Annotated in this window: 18 protein-coding genes; 9 read left to right on the top strand and 9 right to left on the bottom strand. The window is 72.4% G+C overall.

Annotation, left to right across the window (positions count from 1 at the left end; translation table 11 throughout):
• Positions 1-71: 71 nt before the first annotated feature.
• The 3 genes from ACLQ2R_RS12605 (at position 72) to dapB (ending at position 4,719) form a co-directional block, all read left to right on the top strand.
• A complete protein-coding gene (locus tag ACLQ2R_RS12605) occupies positions 72-2,447 on the top strand; it encodes a polyribonucleotide nucleotidyltransferase (RefSeq protein ID WP_425959641.1) in 2,376 nt (791 codons plus the stop codon).
• Positions 2,447-3,760, top strand: a complete 1,314-nt coding sequence (locus ACLQ2R_RS12600; RefSeq protein WP_425959683.1) for a M16 family metallopeptidase — start codon at positions 2,447-2,449, stop codon at positions 3,758-3,760. Before ACLQ2R_RS12605 ends, ACLQ2R_RS12600 begins: the two co-directional genes overlap by 1 nt.
• 221 nt (positions 3,761-3,981) lie before the next feature.
• Positions 3,982-4,719 (top strand): 4-hydroxy-tetrahydrodipicolinate reductase, encoded by a 738-nt coding sequence (dapB, locus tag ACLQ2R_RS12595; protein WP_425959640.1) that lies wholly within the window; start codon positions 3,982-3,984, stop codon positions 4,717-4,719.
• 13 nt (positions 4,720-4,732) lie between these two features.
• Here dapB and ACLQ2R_RS12590 read toward each other — a convergent pair whose 3' ends face one another.
• Positions 4,733-7,126, bottom strand: coding sequence for a M20/M25/M40 family metallo-hydrolase (locus tag ACLQ2R_RS12590; protein ID WP_425959639.1), 2,394 nt, complete (start codon positions 7,124-7,126; stop codon positions 4,733-4,735).
• Between the two features lie 202 nt (positions 7,127-7,328).
• On the opposite strand from ACLQ2R_RS12590, the gene ACLQ2R_RS12585 reads away from it, so the two are divergent.
• Positions 7,329-7,835, top strand: coding sequence for a GNAT family N-acetyltransferase (locus ACLQ2R_RS12585; RefSeq protein WP_425959638.1), 507 nt, complete (start codon positions 7,329-7,331; stop codon positions 7,833-7,835).
• 72 nt (positions 7,836-7,907) lie between these two features.
• Here ACLQ2R_RS12585 and ACLQ2R_RS12580 read toward each other — a convergent pair whose 3' ends face one another.
• The 3 genes from ACLQ2R_RS12580 to ACLQ2R_RS12570 all read right to left on the bottom strand — a co-directional run bounded on the left by ACLQ2R_RS12580 (position 7,908) and on the right by ACLQ2R_RS12570 (position 10,333).
• Entirely contained in the window at positions 7,908-8,777 is an 870-nt protein-coding gene (locus ACLQ2R_RS12580; protein ID WP_425959637.1) for a 1,4-dihydroxy-2-naphthoate polyprenyltransferase, read from the bottom strand.
• Between the two features lie 40 nt (positions 8,778-8,817).
• Positions 8,818-9,429, bottom strand: coding sequence for a GNAT family N-acetyltransferase (locus ACLQ2R_RS12575; protein WP_425959636.1), 612 nt, complete (start codon positions 9,427-9,429; stop codon positions 8,818-8,820).
• Positions 9,430-9,583: 154 nt separating this feature from the next.
• Positions 9,584-10,333: a CGNR zinc finger domain-containing protein gene (locus ACLQ2R_RS12570; protein WP_425959635.1), complete on the bottom strand. Its 750-nt coding sequence runs from the start codon at positions 10,331-10,333 to the stop codon at positions 9,584-9,586.
• A 160-nt stretch (positions 10,334-10,493) separates the two neighbouring features.
• On the opposite strand from ACLQ2R_RS12570, the gene ACLQ2R_RS12565 reads away from it, so the two are divergent.
• Positions 10,494-10,793: a hypothetical protein gene (locus ACLQ2R_RS12565; RefSeq protein ID WP_425959634.1), complete on the top strand. Its 300-nt coding sequence runs from the start codon at positions 10,494-10,496 to the stop codon at positions 10,791-10,793.
• 104 nt (positions 10,794-10,897) lie between these two features.
• Here the strand turns inward: ACLQ2R_RS12565 and ACLQ2R_RS12560 are convergent, their stop codons facing one another.
• Positions 10,898-12,301: a PLP-dependent aminotransferase family protein gene (locus ACLQ2R_RS12560; protein ID WP_425959633.1), complete on the bottom strand. Its 1,404-nt coding sequence runs from the start codon at positions 12,299-12,301 to the stop codon at positions 10,898-10,900.
• A gap of 178 nt (positions 12,302-12,479) precedes the next feature.
• Between ACLQ2R_RS12560 and ACLQ2R_RS12555 the strand changes: the two genes are divergently transcribed.
• A complete protein-coding gene (locus ACLQ2R_RS12555) occupies positions 12,480-13,355 on the top strand; it encodes a DMT family transporter (protein WP_425959632.1) in 876 nt (291 codons plus the stop codon).
• Positions 13,356-13,506: 151 nt separating this feature from the next.
• Here the strand turns inward: ACLQ2R_RS12555 and ACLQ2R_RS12550 are convergent, their stop codons facing one another.
• The gene (locus ACLQ2R_RS12550; protein WP_425959631.1) at positions 13,507-14,328 is read right to left on the bottom strand and encodes a helix-turn-helix transcriptional regulator; all 822 of its coding nucleotides are present in this window, start codon (positions 14,326-14,328) and stop codon (positions 13,507-13,509) included.
• 68 nt (positions 14,329-14,396) lie between these two features.
• Here ACLQ2R_RS12550 and ACLQ2R_RS12545 point away from each other — a divergent pair, with 68 nt between their 5' ends.
• Positions 14,397-15,392 (top strand): aldo/keto reductase, encoded by a 996-nt coding sequence (locus ACLQ2R_RS12545; protein WP_425959630.1) that lies wholly within the window; start codon positions 14,397-14,399, stop codon positions 15,390-15,392.
• Between the two features lie 393 nt (positions 15,393-15,785).
• Positions 15,786-16,262, top strand: coding sequence for a peroxiredoxin (locus tag ACLQ2R_RS12540; protein ID WP_425959629.1), 477 nt, complete (start codon positions 15,786-15,788; stop codon positions 16,260-16,262).
• Positions 16,263-16,401: 139 nt separating this feature from the next.
• On the opposite strand, the gene ACLQ2R_RS12535 is transcribed toward ACLQ2R_RS12540, so the two are convergent.
• A complete protein-coding gene (locus ACLQ2R_RS12535; RefSeq protein ID WP_425959628.1) occupies positions 16,402-16,887 on the bottom strand; it encodes a GntR family transcriptional regulator in 486 nt (161 codons plus the stop codon).
• A gap of 107 nt (positions 16,888-16,994) precedes the next feature.
• On the opposite strand from ACLQ2R_RS12535, the gene ACLQ2R_RS12530 reads away from it, so the two are divergent.
• Positions 16,995-17,318, top strand: coding sequence for a hypothetical protein (locus tag ACLQ2R_RS12530; protein ID WP_425959627.1), 324 nt, complete (start codon positions 16,995-16,997; stop codon positions 17,316-17,318).
• A gap of 276 nt (positions 17,319-17,594) precedes the next feature.
• Here ACLQ2R_RS12530 and ACLQ2R_RS12525 read toward each other — a convergent pair whose 3' ends face one another.
• Positions 17,595-18,251 carry a JAB domain-containing protein gene (locus tag ACLQ2R_RS12525; protein ID WP_425959626.1) on the bottom strand — a complete coding sequence of 219 codons (657 nt, stop codon included), beginning with the start codon at positions 18,249-18,251 and terminating at the stop codon, positions 17,595-17,597.
• Positions 18,252-18,357: 106 nt separating this feature from the next.
• On the bottom strand, positions 18,358-19,080 hold the full coding sequence (locus ACLQ2R_RS12520; RefSeq protein WP_386231383.1) for a GntR family transcriptional regulator: 723 nt from the start codon (positions 19,078-19,080) through the stop codon (positions 18,358-18,360).
• Between the last annotated feature and the right edge of the window lie 169 nt (positions 19,081-19,249).

The raw sequence follows: 19,249 nt of genomic DNA, 5'->3' as shown, positions 1-19,249 counted from the left end.
GCAACACGACGAACCAGGCGCGACACGTGCGTCTGGCCGGACGCGGGCGACCGATCCCAAGGAGGTCCCCCGTGGAGGGTGTCCACAGCAGCGAAGCCGTCATCGACAACGGCTCATTCGGCACGCGTACCATCCGGTTCGAGACCGGGCGGCTCGCGCGCCAGGCGGCCGGTGCCGCCGTCGTCTATCTCGACGACGACACGATGGTCCTGTCCGCGACCAGCGCGTCCAAGAACCCGCGCGAGAACCTCGACTTCTTCCCCCTCACGGTGGACGTCGAGGAGCGCATGTACGCCGCGGGCCGCATCCCCGGCTCGTTCTTCCGGCGTGAGGGCCGTCCCTCCGAGGACGCCGTCCTGACCTGCCGCCTGATCGACCGGCCGCTGCGCCCCTCGTTCGTCAAGGGTCTGCGCAACGAGATCCAGGTGGTCGCCACCGTCATGGCGCTCCACCCCGAGCACCTGTACGACGTCGTGGCGATCAACGCCGCGTCGCTCTCCACCCAGCTCGCCGGGCTGCCGTTCTCCGGCCCGATCGGCGGCGTCCGCGTCGCCCTGATCGAGGGCCAGTGGGTCGCCTTCCCGACCAACACCGAGCTGGCGAGCGCCACCTTCGACATGGTGGTCGCGGGCCGCGCCCTCGAGGACGGCGACGTCGCGATCATGATGGTCGAGGCCGAGTCCACCCGCGACACGCTCAAGCTCGTCGCCGAGGGCGCGGTGGCTCCCACCGAGGAGACCGTGGCCCAGGGTCTCGAGGCCGCCAAGCCGTTCATCAAGGTGCTCTGCGAGGCGCAGGCCAAGATCGCCAAGGTCGCCGCCAAGGAGACCGCCGAGTACCCGCTCTTCCTCGACTACCAGGACGACGCCCTGGAGGCCGTGAACGGCGCGGTGCGCAGCGAGCTCGCCGCCGCGCTGACCATCGCCGGCAAGCAGGAGCGCGAGACCGAGATCGACCGCGTCCGCGCGCTGGTGCTGGAGAAGGCCGGCCCCGACTTCGAGGGCCGCGAGAAGGAACTCGCCGCGGCGTTCCGGTCGCTGACCAAGAAGCTCATGCGCGAGCGCGTCATCTCCGAGGGCGTCCGCATCGACGGCCGTGGCGTCAAGGACATCCGGCAGCTCAGCGCCGAGGTCCACGTCGTTCCCCGGGTGCACGGCTCGGCCCTGTTCGAGCGCGGCGAGACCCAGATCCTGGGCATCACCACGCTGAACATGCTCCGCATGGAGCAGATGATCGACACGCTCAACCCCGAGCGCACCAAGCGCTACATGCACAACTACAACTTCCCGCCGTACTCCACCGGTGAGACCGGCCGGGTGGGCTCGCCCAAGCGCCGCGAGATCGGCCACGGCGCGCTCGCCGAGCGGGCGCTGCTGCCGGTGCTGCCGCTGCGCGAGGAGTTCCCGTACGCGATCCGCCAGGTCTCCGAGGCGCTGAGCTCCAACGGCTCGACCTCCATGGGCTCGGTCTGCGCCTCGACGATGTCGCTGCTGGACGCGGGTGTGCCGCTCAAGGGCATCGTCGCGGGCATCGCGATGGGCCTGATCAACGAGGGCGACCAGTACGTCACGCTGACCGACATCCTCGGGGCCGAGGACGCCATGGGCGACATGGACTTCAAGGTCGCCGGCACCAAGGACGTCATCACCGCGCTCCAGCTCGACACCAAGCTGGACGGCATCCCCGCCTCCGTGCTCGCGGCCGCGCTGAAGCAGGCCAAGGGCGCCCGGCTGGCCATCATCGACGTGATGCAGGAGGCCATCGACTCCCCGGCGGAGATGAACGCGACGGCCCCGCGCATCATCACGATCAAGATCCCGGTGGACAAGATCGGAGAGGTCATCGGCCCGAAGGGCAAGATGATCAACCAGATCCAGGACGACACCGGCGCCGAGATCACCCTGGAGGACGACGGCACCATCTACATCGGTGCCACCGACGGCCCGTCCGCCGAGGCGGCCAGGTCGGCGATCAACGCCATCGCCAACCCGCACATGCCGGAGGTCGGCGAGCGCTACCTGGGCACGGTCGTCAAGATCGCGGCCTTCGGCGCGTTCATCTCCCTCATGCCGGGCAAGGACGGCCTCCTGCACGTCTCCCAGATCCGCAAGCTGCACGGCGGCAAGCGCATCGAGAACGTCGAGGACGTCATGAACGTCGGCGAGAAGGTCCAGGTGGAGATCGCCGAGATCGACTCGCGCGGCAAGCTCTCCCTGGTGCCCGTCGAGGTCATCGAGAAGGAGGCGCCGACCGACTCCGGCGACGACTCCGGTGACGACTCCGGTGACGACGACGCCCCGGTGGCGGCCCCCGCGGCCGAGGCGTCCGGCGAGGACCGCCCGGCCCGCGAGGAGCGCCCGCGCCGCACCCGTACCCGCAGCAGCAACAGCGGTGGCGGCGGCGGCAACCGTGGCGGTGGCGGCGGAGGGGAAGACCGCAACTCGTGATCACCACCACTCTGCACCCCGGCAGGGACGGCGCCGGGGTCGTGAAGCGCACCGTCCTCCCCGGTGGGCTCCGGGTGGTGACCGAGTCCATGCCGACCGTGCGTTCCGTCGCGGTCGGCATGTGGGTCGGCATCGGATCGAGAGACGAGTCCCCCCAGCACATGGGGTCCTCCCACTTCCTCGAACATCTGCTGTTCAAGGGCACCCCCACCAGGGACGCCCTGGAGATCTCGGCGGCCATCGAGGGCATCGGCGGTGAGATCAACGCCTTCACCGCCAAGGAGTACACCTGCTACTACGCGCGGGTCCTCGACGAGGACCTGCGGGTGGCGATCGACGTGCTCGCCGACGTGGTGACCTCCTCGATCATCACCTCCGAGGACGTCGAGGCCGAGCGTGGCGTAATCCTGGAGGAGATCGCCATGCACGACGACGACCCCTCCGACGTGGTGCACGAGCAGTTCTCCGCCGAGCTGTACGGCGACACGCCCGTCGGGCGGCCCATCCTCGGCACCGTGGAGTCGATCACCGCGGTGACCCGGGACCGGATCGCCGAGTACTACCGGCGCTACTACCTGCCCACGCACACCGTGGTGTCGGTGGCCGGGAACGTCGACCACGAACAGGTCGTCGCCCTGGTCGCGGCCGCCTACGAGCGGGCCGGGGCACTGGGCGGGGACGCCTCGCCGGTGCCGCCCCGGGTGGGCGGGCCGGGCGTCGAGACCGGCTCGGGCACGCGGGTGGTGCACCGGCCGACCGAGCAGGCCAACCTGGTCCTCGGCACGACCGCGCTGAACCGCACCGACGAGCGCCGTTTCGCGCTCGGCGTGTTCAACGCGGCCCTGGGCGGCGGCATGTCCTCGCGGCTGTTCCAGGAGATCAGGGAGAAGAGGGGCCTGGCCTACTCGGCCTACTCCTACACCTCCGCCCTGGCCGACACCGGCCAGTTCGGCATCTACGTCGGCTGCCTGCCGTCCAAGATCGACGATGTGCTGAAGATCTGCCGCGAGGAGGTGCAGCGGGTGCTCGCCGACGGCATCACCGAGGAGGAGATCGTCCGCGGCAAGGGCCAGATGCGCGGCGGCCTCGTGCTCGGCCTGGAGGACACCGGTTCCCGGATGTCCAGGATCGGCAAGGGCGAGCTGGTCTTCGACGAGCTCCTGCCGGTCGACGACCTGCTCGCCAGGATCGACGCGGTGACCGCGGAGCAGATCGCCGAGGTCGCCGGGGACGTGCTCACCCGCCCGATGACCCTCGCGGTCATCGGCCCGTACGACGAGGACAAGGACTTCGGCGCGGTCCTGAACGGCTGAGCCGTTCGGGACGGACGACGTCCCTGCCGCGAGACGGCCCCGGCGCTCCCCGCGCCGGGGCCGTCTCGTGTCCGGGGCCCCTTTTTTCGTCGCCCACGAGGCCGTGCGACGTTCGGGGACCTTCGCGCATTCCGGTCTCCTCCCGGCGGACGGGACCGGCCGGACCTGCCGGGAGCGTTCCCGCGCCGGGGTCGTCCGCCGTCCTTGGGTATATTGGCCCGGTGATCAGGGTCGGAGTTCTCGGCGCCCGCGGGCGTGTCGGTGTCGAAGTGTGCAAGGCCGTCGAGGCGGCGGACGATCTGGAGCTGGTCGCGGCCGTCGACCAGGACGACCCGATCGAGCGCCTGGAGAACGCCGAGGTGGTGGTCGACTTCACCCACCCCGGCGTCGTCATGGACAACCTCGAATGGTGCATCGCGCACGGCGTCCACCCGGTGGTCGGCACCACCGGCTTCGACGCCGGCCGGCTGGCGACCGTGCGGGGCTGGCTGGAGGCCAACCCCGGGGTCAACGCGCTGATCGCCCCCAACTTCGGCATCGCGGCCGTGCTCATGATGCACTTCGCCCAGCAGGCCGCCCGCTACTTCGAGTCCGCCGAGATCATCGAGCTGCACCACCCGAACAAGGCCGACGCGCCCTCCGGCACCGCCCGCCGTACGGCCGAGCTGGTCGCCGCGGCCCGGCGCGAGGCGAGCTCGGCGCCGATGCCCGACGCGACCAGCACCGAGCTGGACGGCGCCCGCGGCGCCGACGTCGACGGGGTCCGCGTGCACGCGGTGCGGCTGGCCGGCCTCATCGCCCACCAGGAGGTGATCCTGGGCGGCGACGGCGAGATCCTCACCATCCGCCACGACACCATGAACCGCTCGTCGTTCACCCCGGGCGTGCTCCTGGGCGTGCGCCGCGTCCGCGAGCTGCCCGGCCTGACCGTCGGCCTGGAGAACCTCCTCGACCTGTAGCGGGACCGTTCGTTCAGGGCGCGTCGGGGACGGTGTAGGTCTTGGCGACGGCGACCCGGGAACCGGCGAGGAACATCCACTCCGGCGGCGGGACGTAGCCCGGGAGCGCGGACATGTCCCCCGGAGCCGTGCTGACGTCCGTGACCCGGAGCCGGAGCGGCCCGTCGTGCGCAGCGAGGGTCAGGGAGACCTCCACCCCCTCCGGCTCGGGAGCGTGGAACGTGAACGCCACACCGCGTTGCTCCCCGGGCGCCCCCGCGGGATCCTTCGGCACGGAACGACCCGCCACGGTCAGCGAGCGCACCGCCGCCGTGGCGGACCCGTCCACGCGCAGCCCGACCTGGGTGGCGCCGCGTTCGGAGCGGATCCGGACACGCAGGGTCCGTACGCCCCGCGCGACGGTGTCCCCGGTCTCCCCGGTGTCCCCGGTGTCCCCGGTCACCTCCAGCGAGGGCGCCGCCAGCGTGGCCGCCTTCGCCGGGCCGACGCGGCCGGGACCCGTCCACACCTCGGGGAACGGGTGCGCGGCCGAGGCCACACCGCCGTATCGGCGGGCCCAGGCGCCGGGCGACGTCGAGGTGACCCAGAAGGCCCGGCCGGTGTCGGCGTCCAGCCCGTACCCCAGGCTCGTCCTCCTGGGGTGGTCCGCGTCGATCCTTTCGAGCCCCAGCCCGGCGCCCGCCAGGATGATCGCGACGGCCAGCGCCGCCGACGGGACCAGGAGGGAACGCCGGCGCGGCCAGAGGACCTCGACCAGCGGCAGGGCGAGCCCGGCGGCGAGGACCGCCTGCGGCATGACGGCGTACCCGGCGTAGGCCAGTCCCATCGGCAGGGCGACCCAGGCGCCCGGCGCCAGCATCAGCGCGGCCGGCACCAGACCGGCGGTCAGCGCCGGGACGCGCCACCGCGCGGGAACGTGCAGGGCCGCCAGCCCGCCCAGCGCGGCCCCCAGCGCGGGCCAGGCCAGGGAGTGCGAGGACCCTGGCGAGGCGACGGCCAGCCCCAGCCCCAGGAACGCCGTCCAGGCCAGCATGCCCAGCGCGAGCGCGCGGGCGCCGAGCCGCCGGCGCAGCAGCGCGTACCAGGCCAGCGGGATCGCGGCCGCGAGCACGAGCAGCGCGAGCCAGAACGGTTCGGGCCGGTACGGCGTCGTGGTCGCGGTCCCGCCGAGCTCGGGCCGGATCGCGACGAGCGCGTCCCAGAACACGATGCCCGCGCCGACGGCGAGCCCGATCGGGACCAGGGCCGACACGGCCGCCAGCAGGGTCCGCCGCAGCGTGACCACGCCCCGGCGGCGGGCCAGGAGGACCAGCGCCACCGTCGCCAGGAAGGCCAGGCCCGCCGGAACGGACGCGGCCCAGGCCGGGTAGCGCACCAGGATGCCGGGAGGGACGTTGAAGTAGACCAGGTCCTGCCCGCCCGCCGTCCGCGCCAGGTCGGCGTCGCCGAACGCCCGTACGAGCGCCAGCGTGTTGTCCCCCATCTGCTGCAGCGTCGGCAGGTCGACGTGGGAGGGGTCGTCGAGGACGCTGTGGTAGTAGGTGCCGGCATTGGCGAAGGCGGAGTCCAGCACCGACATGCCGGCCGGGGCGAAGGCGGTGAAGTCGGTGTCGTTGGGGAGGAGCTCCAGGAGGTCGGCGAAGGCGGAGTCGGCCACCGGGTGGGGGGCCGCCGACCCGAACACCGAGACCAGGCCGCCGTTGGGCCTCGTGGACCGGAACATCAGCACCGGGCCCTTCGCCCCGCGCGCCTCGTTGTTGAGCACCACGCTTTTTCCCCCGGCGAGGGGGTGCCCGGCGGCGAACGCCTCCGCGCCCAGGAGCCCGACCTCCTCGCCGTCGGTGACGAGGAGCACGACGTCGTTGCGCGGCCTTCTCCCGTCGGCGAGCAGCGCCCGCGCCGTCTCGATCGCGCTCGCCGTACCGGCCCCGTCGTCGTTGGCGCCCGGCCCCTCGGGGACCGAGTCGTAGTGCGCCGTCACGAACACCCGCCCGGTGGGGGCGGTGCCGGGTATCACCGCCACGATGTTGAGGACACGGCCCGCGACGACGGGCCAGGCCTCCAGGGACTGCGGTGCGAGGCCCGTCGCCTCGTGAACCTCGGGGCGCAGACCCATGCGCCGTAGCTCGCCGACGAGGTACTCGCGTACCCGGGTGTGCTCGGCCGTGCCGGCCGGGTGCGGCGCGGTCGCGAAGCGCTCGATGTGGGAGAAGGCCCGCCGGGCGCTGAAATCCCGCGCCGGGGCGTCGGCCGGGCTCACCGAGAAGGGGGTGACGTCCACGACCGCCCCGACGGCGATCAGCAGCAGCACGCCCAGGGCGACGAACCCGGAGGCGAGGGACCGCCGGGTCCGCGCGGCGGAGGCGTCCTGGTGCGCGGGTGAGGTTCGGTTCTCGCTCGTCGTCATCGCGGTCGCTCCCGTGTCCCGGCGTCCCCACGCCCTCGTCCTCGACATCGTCCACGCCGCCGGAGACGATCACAAGGGGAGCGTTCGAGGGCCCCGCCGAACACGCGACCGGCGACGCGCGGGAATCGGTCCGGTGGCGCGCCGGTGACCTGGGAAATAACCCTTGTGATCCGCGCGGGACGCGGAGCTATCCTTCGATTCCATGACAGGAACCCGATTCTCGACGTCCGAGGTGCGCTGGGCGCGGCGGGAGGAGCTGGCCGGGCTGGTCGCGGTGGAGCTCGCGGCCGACGGCCTCTTCGCCCAGGTCGGGATCACCTTCCCGCCGGGTACGACGATGATCGAGGAGGTCGACGACCCCTCCCGGGTGCTCGTCGCGGGGGAGCCCCCGATCGGGTTCGCCCTGTTCGGGACGGTCGACGGGCAGGTCCACCTGGACCAGCTGGCCGTCCACCCCGACCACGGGCGCAGGGGCGCCGGTGGGCACCTGGTGGAGGCCCTCTGCGCGCACGCCGTCGCGACCGGCCACGCCGCGGTGACGCTGACGACCTACCGCGACGTGTCCTGGAACGCGCCCTGGTACGCCCGGCGCGGCTTCTCGGTGCTGGAGGCCGGGCAGTGGGGGCCGGAACTGGCCGGGCTGGTACGCCACGAGCGGGAGCTGGGCATCGAGGTCGCCCCGCGCGTGGTGATGCGCCGCCTGCTGTGATGCGTCGCCTTCCGTGACGTGCCGTCTCCTGTGACGTGCGGCCTTCCGTGACGGCGCTCGAAGGCCGAGAGGTCAGAGTGCCAGGCCGACGGTCAGCAGCAGGCCGTACACGAGCTGGAAGCGTCCCGTCTGCTGGAGCGTCGCGATGAGCGCCGGGCCGGTCGCGCCCGCCGCGACGGCCCGCACCGGGGCGACGACGAGGGGGACGGCGAGCAGGGCCAGCGCGGTGAACGGCCACCACGGCGCCAGGGCGGCCGCGACCAGCAGGGGCAGCGTCAGGCAGAGGGTGTACAGGACGCGGGTGCGCCGGTCGCCGAGGACCACGGCCATGGTGCGCTTGCCCGCGGGGCCGTCGGTCGTGATGTCGCGCAGGTTGTTGACCACCAGCATCGCGCAGGCCAGCAGGCCCGCCGGGACGGCCGCCGCCACCGCGAGCCAGGGCAGGCGTTCGAGCTGGACGTAGGTGGTGCCGGCCACGGCCACCAGGCCGAAGAACACGAACACCGAGATCTCACCCAGCGCGCGGTACCCGTACGGGCGCGAGCCCCCGGTGTAGAACCAGGCGGCGGCGATCGCGGCCGCGCCGACCAGCAGCAGCCACCACGCGCCGGTGACCACGACCAGCACCAGCCCCGCCACCGCGGCGGCCAGGAAGCAGGCCAGGGCCGCGACCAGGACCTCCCGCGGCGAGGCCGCCCCCGAGCCGACCAGCCGCATCGGGCCGACCCGCTCGGCGTCGGTGCCGCGCACCCCGTCGCTGTGGTCGTTGGCGTAGTTGACGCCCACCTGCAGGGCCAGCGCCACGAACAGGGCGACCAGCGCCCGCCACCACACCCCGCCGTCGTATCCGATCGCGACCCCGGTGCCGACGGCGACCGGGACGACGGCGGCGGGAAGGGTGCGCGGACGTGCTCCGGCGATCCACTGGCTCGGGGTGGCCATGGGGGTGCGGCGTTCCTCTCCGGATCAGGTTGACGCGGATCTAGCTGATGTCGGTCGCCAGGCGGACCATCCGCACCGTACGGCCCATGTCGATGACCCGCTCGGCCCCGTCGGCGCCCCAACCCGCGGACTCCAGGAAGCCGAGCACCGCGTGGTTGTCGGAGAAGACCCAGGTCACGATGGTGTGGTAGCCGTCGTCGCGCAGGTAGTCGACCGTGGCGTTGAGCAGGCGGCTGCCGTGACCGCGCCGGACGTGGTCGGGGTCGATCAGGAAGGTGAGCATCTCACCGGCGGTGGTCGGGTCGAGGTCGGGGTCCTCGGCGGGGGCGTGCGAGGCCAGGCCCGCGACCTTCTCGGCACCGCGCATCGCCGCCATGGCCTCGATGCCGCCGGGGCCCAGGGCGGGAAAGGCGTCGGTGTCCAGCACGACCTGCTCCACGGCCACCAGCACGCGGTGCCGCCGGCTGGGCGGGGAGGTGATCGCGTCCTCCCACTGCTGCCGCCACATGTTCTCGGCCGCCGGGCCGGTCATCTGCTCCAGCGGTCCCTCGGGAAGGAACTCCCGGTAGCCGTACTTCCACGCGCGGATCTGGGTGCCCGTCACCGCGGCGACATCCTCGTGCCGAGCCGCCCGCACGCCTACGTCTGCCATCTCGGCCCGCTCCTTATCTGCCGTCTGCCGTCGCCTCGGAACGCGCTGTCTCGTGGGATCTCGTGCCACGCGAGCGGGCGTCAGGCGGGTGGATCCGTGAGGCAGGCTCTTACACCGTATCGGGGAATCGGACTCAGAGATGACGTGAACCCGGCTACGTCTGCCGACGAGCCCGATATGCCCGTGTCTTCGTACGGTTACCGCAGACCCTCATGGAACACCAGGACCGGGAACGGTTCTTGGAGGAGTCGACGAACGCCCACTGGCAGGTGCTCTCGGTGCAGACCTTCAGGCGCGGCCACATGCCGGAGGAGTGGGCCTCCATCACGGCGGCGGCGATCCTGGCCAGCCCGCCGGGCACGCCGGTCGCGACCGGTTCGAGCACCGGCCCCGCGGGGCCGAACGCGACCCGGAGCGGAAGGCCGGCGAAGGCCGGGGAGGGGTGCGCCGGGTGGCCGTCCCCGGCGTGGCGCCCTTCGGCGTCGCCGTCGGCGCTCTCGATGCCGGTGCTCGCGTCGATACCGGTGCCTGTGCCGGCGCCCGCGCCTGTGCCGGCGCCCGCGCCTGTGCCGGCGCCCGTGCCGGCGTCCGTGCGCGTGTCGGTGCCTGCGCCGGTGCCGCCGTCGGTGTCTGCGTCGGTGTCTGCGTCGGTGCCGAGGGGACGGTCCCGTGCGGGCGGGCGGTCGTGGTTGCGCCGGAGCGCCTCGCGCAGGATCTCGCGGAGGTCGAGAGCCCGTGCCAGGTCCTTGTCGTCGGCCGCGTCCCCGTCCCCGACCAGGCCGTGCCGGCCGAGCCAGGCGGTGAGGGCGGCGGCGGAGGGGATGGACTCGACGTCGGTCTCGACGTCGTAGGTGTTCACGAAGTCGATCACCAGGCCGGAGGGGTTGTCCATGTCGTCGCTCACCTCTTCGCAACCACTGTACGTCATTTGGGGGTTGCCTTCGAGGCGACACCATCATAACCTTATTGCTGGTTAGCAACGGGGGGTGTCATGTGGTACTGGGCCTATCTCGCGTTCAGGGAGACCGGCAGGCGCGCGTCGTACCGGAGGAGCAAGGATGATCATGAGGATGTGGAGAGGCTGGACGCGCGCCGAGGACGCCGCCGCCTATGAGGAGTACCTGCTGGCCACCGGCTACGCCGGGTACACCTCCACCGCGGGCAACCACGGGGTCTGCTTCACCCGCCGCGACGTGGGAGACAGGAGCGAGTTCCTGCTGACCTCGCTCTGGGAGTCCTGGGAGGCGATCCACGCCTTCGCCGGACAGGACCCGTCACGCGCCGTCTTCTACGACGAGGACGACCGCTTCCTGGTCGAGCGCGAGCTCACCGTCACCCACCACCAGGTCTTCGCCTCCACCTGAGCCGTCTCGGAGAGGCGGGTCCCCGGGGGTCCGGGGCCCGCGGGGGCGGCGACCCGGAGCCCCGGCCGTTTCACGCCTTCCGTTTCCCGGCCCCTTCACGGCGGCTACGCGCCGTTCAGGGCCGTCGCGAGCCTTCGTACGCCCTCGACCAGCTCGGCCGTGTGGATCGGCGCGGAGTGGGTGATCCTGATGCGCGGCCCCGGGGGTTCGGCCGGGTAGTAGAGGCGTCCGGGGCTGACCAGGACGCCCGCCCTCCTGGCCGTCTCCACCAGCGCGTCCTCGTCCCGGTCGGCGGGCAGGCGCAACCACAGGTGCAGGCCGCCCCGGGGGACCAGGTGGATCTCGGCATCGGGCATCCGGGCGGCCAGGGCCGCCGTGACGGTGTCCCTGCGCAGGGCCAGCTCCGTCCCCAGCGCGGTCAGGTGGCGCCGCCAGGCCGGGGAGCTGACGAACTCCAGGGCTGTCTCCTGGAGGGGCCTGGCCACGAAGAACGACTCCACCAGCTGGTTCGCCCTCAGCCGACGGGCCACCGGCCCGCGAGCCACGATCCCGGCGACCCGCATGCTGGGCGAGAGCGGCTTGGTCAGGGAGAGGATGTGCACGACCGTGCCGTGGGCGTCCAGCGTGACCATCGGGGGTGGCACCGGCGGCGACGGCGAGGCGAAGTAGCGGGCGTAGTCGTCCTCGACGACGAACGCGCCCGCGGCGCGGGCGATCGCCAGGACCTGCTCGCGCCGCTCCAGGGTCAGTGTCGCGCCGGTGGGGTTGTGCAGGGTCGGCTGGCAGAAGAAGACCCGCGCGCCGGTCACCGCGAACGCCTCGGCGAGCAGCTCGGGCCGGACCCCGTCGCGGTCCATGGGCACCGCCGTCGCGCGCAGCCCGGCGGCCAGTGCCGCGGCCCGCGCCCCCGGGTAGGTCGGGGTCTCCACCAGGATCGGGGTGCCCGGCGCGGCGAGGGCCCGGAAGGCGTGGGTGAGCGCCGCCTGCCCGCCGCCGACGACGAGGACGTCCGAAGGGGTGACGTCGCCGCCCAGCTCCTGGGCGAACCATCTGCGCAGCTCGGGCAGCCCGGCGTGCGGGGGCATCGCCCAGGCGTCGGGGCGGCGCAGCGCCCGGGACGCGGCGGCAGACAGGGCCGCGGACGGGCGCAGGGCCGGGTTGAGATAGCCGCCGGTGAGCGGGATCACCCCTTCGGGCGGGGAGGCGAGCAGGGACGCGATCGCGCTGTCGTCCACCACCCGGTCACCCAGGGCCACCGTCTGCCACGACATGTCGGCGCCGTCGCCGCCGCGTACGACGACGGGCGCGACGTAGGCCCCGCTGCCGGGCCTGGTGATCACCCGTCCCTCCGCGGCGAGCCTGCCGATCGCCCGCGACACGGTCACCGGGCTCACGCCGTGCAGCCGGACGAGCTCACGGCTCGACGGCAGCCGGTCGCCGGGGCGGCGCCGGCCGATCTCCTCACGGAGCACGGCGGCCAGCCGGACGATACTGCTATCGTCGTTCATGAGAAGTGAGAGTAGCGCTATCGTCCCGGATCCAGTAGCGGCTCGCGGAAACCCCGACCTCACCGCCGCGTCGTCACCTTCCGGTGCGTCCCCCTCCGGTGCGCCTCTGCCCGGTGCGCCTCTGCCCGACCCGCCTTCGCCAGGCTCGTCTCCGTCCGGTGAGGTGGGAGGAGGTGGGGTGCGGCGGGGAACGGCGCGGCGGGGGACCGTGCTGGCAGGCCTCGGGGTCCTCGCGTTCTCCGGGTCGCTCCCGGCCACGGTCTTCGCGATGGAGGGCTTCGACCCCTACCTGGTGGCGATCGGCCGGGCCGTCATGGCCCTCGTCGCGGCCGTCGCCTTCCTGCTCGTGGCCCGGGTGCCGCTGCTGCCGCCCCGGTCGCAGCTCCGCTCCTACGCGGTCATCGCGGGCGGCGTGGTGTTCGGATTCCCGATCTTCAGCGGGCTGGCGCTCGACGCCGGAGCCTCCACCTCGCACGCCGCCGTGGTGATCGGGCTGCTGCCCGCCGCCACCGCCGCGTGCGCCGTGCTGCGCGCCGGGGAACGGCCCAAGGCACTGTTCTGGCTCTCCTGCGGCCTGGGCGCCGCCGCGATCACGGTCTTCACCCTCAGCATGGGCGGCGGGCACGTGAGCTGGGCCGACATCCTGCTCGTCGGCGCGCTGCTCTCGGCCGCCGTCGGCTACACCGAGGGCGGGCGCCTGGCCCGGGAGACCCCCGGCTCGCAGGTGATCTCCCGGGCCCTCGTCGTCGCCGCCCCGCTGACCGTGCCGATCACCGTGGTGCTGGCGCTGACCACCGAGACGCGCCCCGGCGCCGCCTCGCTGGCCGGGCTGGCGTACGTGGGCCTGGTCTCGATGTTCCTGGGTTTCATCCCCTGGTACGCCGGACTGGCCATGGGAGGGATCGCCCGCGCCGGGCAGACCCAGCTCGCCCAGCCGCTGCTGAACCTGGTGTGGGCCTGGCTGCTCCTCGACGAGCGCTTCGGCCCCGCCACGGTGGTGGCGGCACTGGCCGTGCTGGCGTGCGTCGCGCTGACCCAGCGGACCCGCACCTGAGGTCGTACGAAAACGGCGTGGACGTGGGCTCTCCGGAGCCGGGGAACGTCACCCCGCTGTTCTGGACGCGTGAGCGGCGGGCGCCGCGTCCCCCGGGGCCGGCGCGTTCCCGGAGTCCTGGGCGTGGTGGCCGGTGAGGCCCGCGTCCCCGTCACAGCAACCCGGCGATCCGGGCCTGGTCCCGGTCGCCGGCGCTGAAGGTGACGAGCTTGTGGTCGGGCTCGTCGGCGACCTGGAGCACGAGGTGGTGCAGCTCGACCTCCCCGAGAACCGGATGACGCAGTCGCTTGGTGCCGGAGCCCAGCGGCGCGACCCTGTGCCGCGGCCACCACCGCCTCACCTCCGGGCTCGCCGCGTGCAGGCGATCCAGCAGCTCGCCGAGGCCGGCGTCGCCCGGGTGCCGTGCCACGGCGGCACGGAACCGGCCGAGCAGCGCGGCCGCCTCGTCCGCCCAGTCGACCATGACCTCACGGGCGGCGGGGTCGGTGAACATCCACCAGAGCATGTTGCGGGCCTCCGGCGGGCGGGACGGCCAGTCGGTCCACAGCAACCGGGCGGCACGGTTGGAGGCCAGCACGTCCCAGCGGCGGCCCGTGACGTAGGCCGGGGCCGGTTCGAGCCGGTCGACGAGCGAGACGAGCGCCGGTGACGCCGACTCGGCGACGGCGGGTGTCCCGGTGGGCGGGGCGCCGTGAACGAGCTCGTGGACGTGGCTCCGCTCGGCGGCGTCGAGGCGCAGTGCCGACGCGAGCGCGTCGAGCACCTGGCGCGACGGGCGTACCTGCCGTCCCTGCTCCAGATAGGTGTAGTACGTCGGGGAGATGGCGGCGAGCTGGGCCACCTCCTCCCGGCGCAGGCCGCGGGTCCGGCGGCGGGCTCCGGCGGGCAGGCCGACGTCGGCGGGCTGAAGACGCTCGCGGCGGGACCGGAGCAGATCCCCCAGCTCTCGTGCCCGGATCGCGGGCTGAGACATCCTGGCACATCCGTTACTAGGAAGAACATGCTGTGGATACCACTCTAGGCCGTGGCTACGGTGGCGCCATGAACCTCCTGAACACCCGCGTCCTCGGACGGGACGGCCTCACGGTCCCGGCGGTGGGCCTGGGCTGCATGGGCATGTCCCAGGGGTACGGGGCGACCGACGACACCGAGTCGATCGCCACCCTGCACCGTGCCCTCGACCTGGGCGTCACCTTCTGGGACACCGCCATGAGCTACGGCCGCGGCCACAACGAGCGGCTGCTCGGACGGGCGCTCGCCGGACGCCGCGACGCGGTGATCGTGGCCACCAAGTTCGGAATCGTCCGCGACGACGACGGCGCACGGGTCGACGGCCGGCCCGAGAACGTCCGCGCCCACTGCGAGGCGTCCCTGTCCCGCCTCGGCGTCGACCACATCGACCTGTACTACCAGCACCGCGTCGACCCCGGCGTGCCGATCGAGGAGACCGTCGGCGCGATGGCCGAGCTGGTCGCCGAGGGCAAGGTCCGCCACCTCGGGCTGTCCGAGGCGAGTCCCGGCGACCTCGAACGGGCGGCCGCGACCCACACGATCAGCGCGGCGCAGTACGAGTGGTCGCTGTGGTGGCGCGACATCGAGGACGACGTGCTGCCCACGGCCCGGCGGCTGGGCATCGGGCTGGTCCCCTACAGCCCGCTCGGCCGGGGCTTCCTGGCCGGTCCCGTCGTCGTCCCGGAGACCTCCGGGGCCGACGGCTACCGGTACGGTGACCCGCGGTTCCAGGGCGAGAACCTGGAGCGCAACGGGAAGCTCGCCGCGGAGGTGCGCCGGCTGGCCGCCGAGCGCGACATGACCCCGGCCCAGTTCGCCCTGGCCTGGCTGCTGGCGCAGGGCGACGACGTCGTCCCGATCCCCGGCACCCGGCACGCCGCGCGTCTGGCCGAGAACGCCGCGAGCGCCGGGATCGCGCTGTCGCCCGCCGACCTCGACCGGCTGGAGGCGGCCGTGCCCCGGGCGGCCTGGTCGGGGGACCGCCGGGCGTTCGCCGCCCACCGAACCGTCCGCACCGCCGTCTGAGCGCCGTCGACCACCGATCGTCCGTACCCGCCCCGAGCGCCGGGGACCACCGGTCCGTCCCGTCCGCACCCGCCCTGAGCGGTGGGAGGAGCACCGGTCGTTCGCCGCCCGCCTGGCCGCCCGCGGTCTTCCTCACCGCGTCGTACGCGATCCCCGCCCGACGCGTCGGCATGGCCGGGACCGGCCTCGCGGGCCGGACTGCCTGCCGTTTTTTGAACATCGCCAGGTTTCCCGGTACGAAGGAGGGATATTTCCGGTGATGTGGTCCCGGGGGGCCTGTTGCTCGATGGCCGGCCCCTGGACAATGGACCGGGACACTGACTCCCGTCCTCGCCTGCCGGTACGGACTCGGCGGCGGGACGGGAGCCCTCCGATGACGTAGGGAGACAGGTCGTGGGCGTGAGCCTCGCGGTGGGAGACATGGTCGAGGACTTCGAGCTCCTCGACGAGACGGGCACCCCGAGGAGGCTCGGCGAGTTCCTCGCCAAGGGCCCGGTGGTGCTCTTCTTCTATCCGGCGGCGATGACGTCCGGATGCACGGCCGAGAGCTGCCACTTCCGTGACCTGGCGGCCGACTTCGCCGAGGTGGGCGCCACCAGGATCGGTATCAGCCGCGACACGGTCGAGCGCCAGGCGAGGTTCGCCCGGACCAACGGGCTGGGTTTTCCCCTGTTCTCCGACCCCGACGGCACCGTCGCCCGGCAGCTCGGCGCCCGCCGCACCATCGCCGTTGGGCCCTTCCTCACCCGCCGGATGACCTTCGTCATCGACGTGGACCGCCGTCTCCTGGAAGTGATCCACAGCGAGACCTCCATGCAGTCCCACGCCGACCGCGCCCTCGAAGCACTCCGCTCCCGCCCTCGTCCCTGACGTCAGGAGCCGTCTTCCTCCTGCCTCCGGGGCCGTTTCTCGGGCGGTGACACACAGGTACCGCGCTGGGGAACGGTGTGGATCCATGTCGGCCGCTATGAGTGCTAGACCTATAGAGATGAGTTTGTGCGCGTAGCTGCTACTTTGTCGTCTTGGGCCAGTTTTCGGCGGGCGACACGTATGTGCCGCGATACGACACGGTGAAGACCCAGCCCTGATCGCGGAGGAAAGCCATCGCCTGGCGCACGGTCGCCTTGGCGACACCGTGCTTCTGCATGAGTTCCTTCTCGCTGGGCACCCGCCGGTTCGGGTGTAGTTCGCCTGCCTGAATCCGACGTTGTATATCGGCTGCGATCTTCTGATAAACGGGGATCTGGTCCTCTGGCCGTGGGGTTCCGGGCTCCCCGACGAAGGTCCCCTCGCCCTGAACCGTGTACGCCAAACCCTGCTCGCGCAGTTCCCTCGCGACTCGACGTGCCGTCGTCCTGGCGATGCCGTATTCGACTTCGAGTTCCGTCTCGCTGGGCACGGCCTCGCCAAGGCCGAGATCGCCCGCTTCGATGCGCACACGGATCATTTCGGCGACCTGTTTGTAGACCGGGACGGGCCCTTCACGGTCAAGCATGTCCGCATCATAGACCGTAAGGTACGTATAGCCGCAAACTAGACATTCGCAAAACCATTGGATAGGTGTAGTGCACCAGTAAGGATCGGATGGACTATGATGGCCTGGTGAACACGTGGAGGGTGGAAGCCCCCGGGGTGGCCGGGGTGCCGGGTGGGCGGCGTCACGGGTGTCATGTGGCGCCGTTGCGGGTGGGACATGAGCCGATCGACTGGAGGCCCGAGCGGCCGAGGGCCGACCGGTTGCGGATCAAGGAACACACCTGCGACTGCCTCCCCACCTTCTACGAGCTCTGTCAGGCGGGCGGGCTGATGTTCGTACGGCGAACGGAACGGGCGAGAAAGGGAGTGTTCGTGCACGAGTCGCCCTGGGTGGTCGCCAGGCGGACGCAGGAGCTGTGGCTTCGGCTGCTGATGGGCGCCGCCCACTGACGATCGGGCGCCGGGAAGGAGGACGACTCCGGACCGGCGCCCCCGAAAGCCCCCGACCTCCCTGATGGGGCCATGCCGTCCGGGGAGGTCGGGCGGCGGTCCCGCATCGGTCGGAGGGTCCGGTGCGGGACCGCCGGACAACGGCCCGGCAGGCAGGCCCTTCCCACACTCGCCTGCCGGGCTCCTTCACCGAAGAATGCCGAGTCCTCTCACGGGGAATGCCGAGCCCCCTAACGGGGAATGCCGAGTCCTCTCACGGGGAACGCCGGCTCCCCGTCACGGGGGAACGCGACGCCAGGCGGTGTCGGTGACGACGAGGTGGTCGAGGAAACGCAGGCCCACGGTCTCGGCGGCGTCGCGCAGGCGGGCGGTGACCGCCAGGTCGGCGGAGCTGGGGTCGAGGGAACCGCTGGGGTGGTTGTGGGCCAGCCCGAAGGAGGAGCCGCCCGAGGTGAGGACGACACTCATGATCTCGCGGACCGGGGCGGGGGCGTGGTCGCTGCCGCCCTCGCTGACGATCGCCGTACGGGTCACCGCGCCGCCCGGGTCGCAGACCACGACGACCACGCGCTCGTGACTGAGACCGCGCAGGAGCGGGGCCGCCACGGCGGCCAGGTCTCCGGAGCAGGTGACGCGGCGGCGTTCCGGCTCCGACTGCGCCTGCCGCACCAGGTGGAAGGCGGCGATGACCCGGGCGGCCTTCGCGGGGCCGATGCCCGGGACCCTCATCAGCCGGTGGGCGTCGGAGCGGGCCAGGCCGTGCAGGTCGCCGCAGTGGGCGATGAGGTCGGAGGCCAGCTCCATGGCGTTGGTGCCCCGGCTGCCGGAGCCGATCAGCAGGGCGAGCAGCTCGCGATCGGCCAGGGCGGTCGCCCCTCCGGCCAGGAGGCGCTCCCGGGGCTGGTCGCCCGCGGGCATGTCCTTGACGCGCATCGGCACCTCCGGTTCGGGAAACCAGGTCGGTTCTACCAGGGGGCGCCGACATTCCGGCGGGGTGCGGAGCGGGTCTTCCGGGAGCTGAGAGGGGTTCCGAAGAGGGTCAGGGGTGCAGGGGGTGGGTGTAGACCAGGCGGAAGCGGTCGCCCGGGATGACGATGTCGCTGGTCTCCACCGGCCGGTCCCCGGCCCAGTGGGTGCGTTCGACATGCAGGACGTGGACGCCAGCGGGCAGGGCGAGGGCGTCGCTCTCGGCGGGCTGCGGGACGCGGGTGTAGACCTGCTCGACGATGTCGGTGATCTTCACGCCCAGGGCGGACAGGCGGGCGATCAGGCCGCGCGGGACCTCGTCCGCGGGCTCGCCGAACTCGGCGGGCTCGTAGGAGGTGGCGAGCTGGATCGGCCTGCCGTCACCCCGGAAGACGTAGCGGGTCCGGGTCACCGGCGCGGACTCGTCCAGCCGCAGGCGGTGCGCGATGTCGGGGGTGGCGTCGGCCGGCTCGGTCCGCCAGTCCCAGGTGGTGCGGGTGGCGGGTGAGGGGATGTCGGCGCCGAAGGGGGTGTGGTGGTCGTGGAAACGCCAGCGGTGCAGCGGGAGCAGCACCGGCCGTTCCCGTACGTAGTGGCCCGAGCCGACGCGGCCGACGATCAGGCCCTCGGCGGCGAGCACCCGCAGCGCGTGCCGGGCGGCGGTCTCTCCCACGCCGTACTTCCTGGTCAGCTGGGCACGGGAGGGGATCGAGGCACCCGGGGGGAGGGAGCCGTCGACGATCTGGCGCCGGATGTCGGCGACGACGCGCAGGTAGACAGGATCGGAGCTTGCCACGTGTCCATCCCTGGGTTCTGGGGTTGTCCCATCCTGTCGTATTCAAGGAGCAACGCAGGGTAATGGTAACGATTTGGAACTCCAACTTTGAGGGCCGGTCCCCAGAAGTGCAAAAAAATATCTCAGAGACCGTGTAACACCCGCGTAAGGAGCACCGATTCAACGGTAG

The organism is Streptosporangium sp. DT93 (assembly GCF_049844535.1).
Classification (GTDB): domain Bacteria; phylum Actinomycetota; class Actinomycetes; order Streptosporangiales; family Streptosporangiaceae; genus Streptosporangium.
The sequence above is the reverse complement of the archived record's forward strand: the minus strand, read 5'-3'. Positions and strand labels throughout refer to the sequence as shown.

What these genes read in the sequence shown, in the direction of transcription:
- ACLQ2R_RS12590 (WP_425959639.1), bottom strand. Translation starts at nt 7,126, where the DNA reads ATGACGACGAGCGAGAACCGAACCTCACCCGCGCACCAGGACGCCTCC.
- ACLQ2R_RS12585 (WP_425959638.1), top strand. Translation starts at nt 7,329, where the DNA reads ATGACAGGAACCCGATTCTCGACGTCCGAGGTGCGCTGGGCGCGGCGG.
- ACLQ2R_RS12580 (WP_425959637.1), bottom strand. Translation starts at nt 8,777, where the DNA reads ATGGCCACCCCGAGCCAGTGGATCGCCGGAGCACGTCCGCGCACCCTT.
- ACLQ2R_RS12575 (WP_425959636.1), bottom strand. Translation starts at nt 9,429, where the DNA reads ATGGCAGACGTAGGCGTGCGGGCGGCTCGGCACGAGGATGTCGCCGCG.
- ACLQ2R_RS12565 (WP_425959634.1), top strand. Translation starts at nt 10,494, where the DNA reads ATGAGGATGTGGAGAGGCTGGACGCGCGCCGAGGACGCCGCCGCCTAT.
- ACLQ2R_RS12560 (WP_425959633.1), bottom strand. Translation starts at nt 12,301, where the DNA reads ATGAACGACGATAGCAGTATCGTCCGGCTGGCCGCCGTGCTCCGTGAG.
- ACLQ2R_RS12550 (WP_425959631.1), bottom strand. Translation starts at nt 14,328, where the DNA reads ATGTCTCAGCCCGCGATCCGGGCACGAGAGCTGGGGGATCTGCTCCGG.
- ACLQ2R_RS12545 (WP_425959630.1), top strand. Translation starts at nt 14,397, where the DNA reads ATGAACCTCCTGAACACCCGCGTCCTCGGACGGGACGGCCTCACGGTC.
- ACLQ2R_RS12535 (WP_425959628.1), bottom strand. Translation starts at nt 16,887, where the DNA reads ATGCTTGACCGTGAAGGGCCCGTCCCGGTCTACAAACAGGTCGCCGAA.
- ACLQ2R_RS12525 (WP_425959626.1), bottom strand. Translation starts at nt 18,251, where the DNA reads ATGCGCGTCAAGGACATGCCCGCGGGCGACCAGCCCCGGGAGCGCCTC.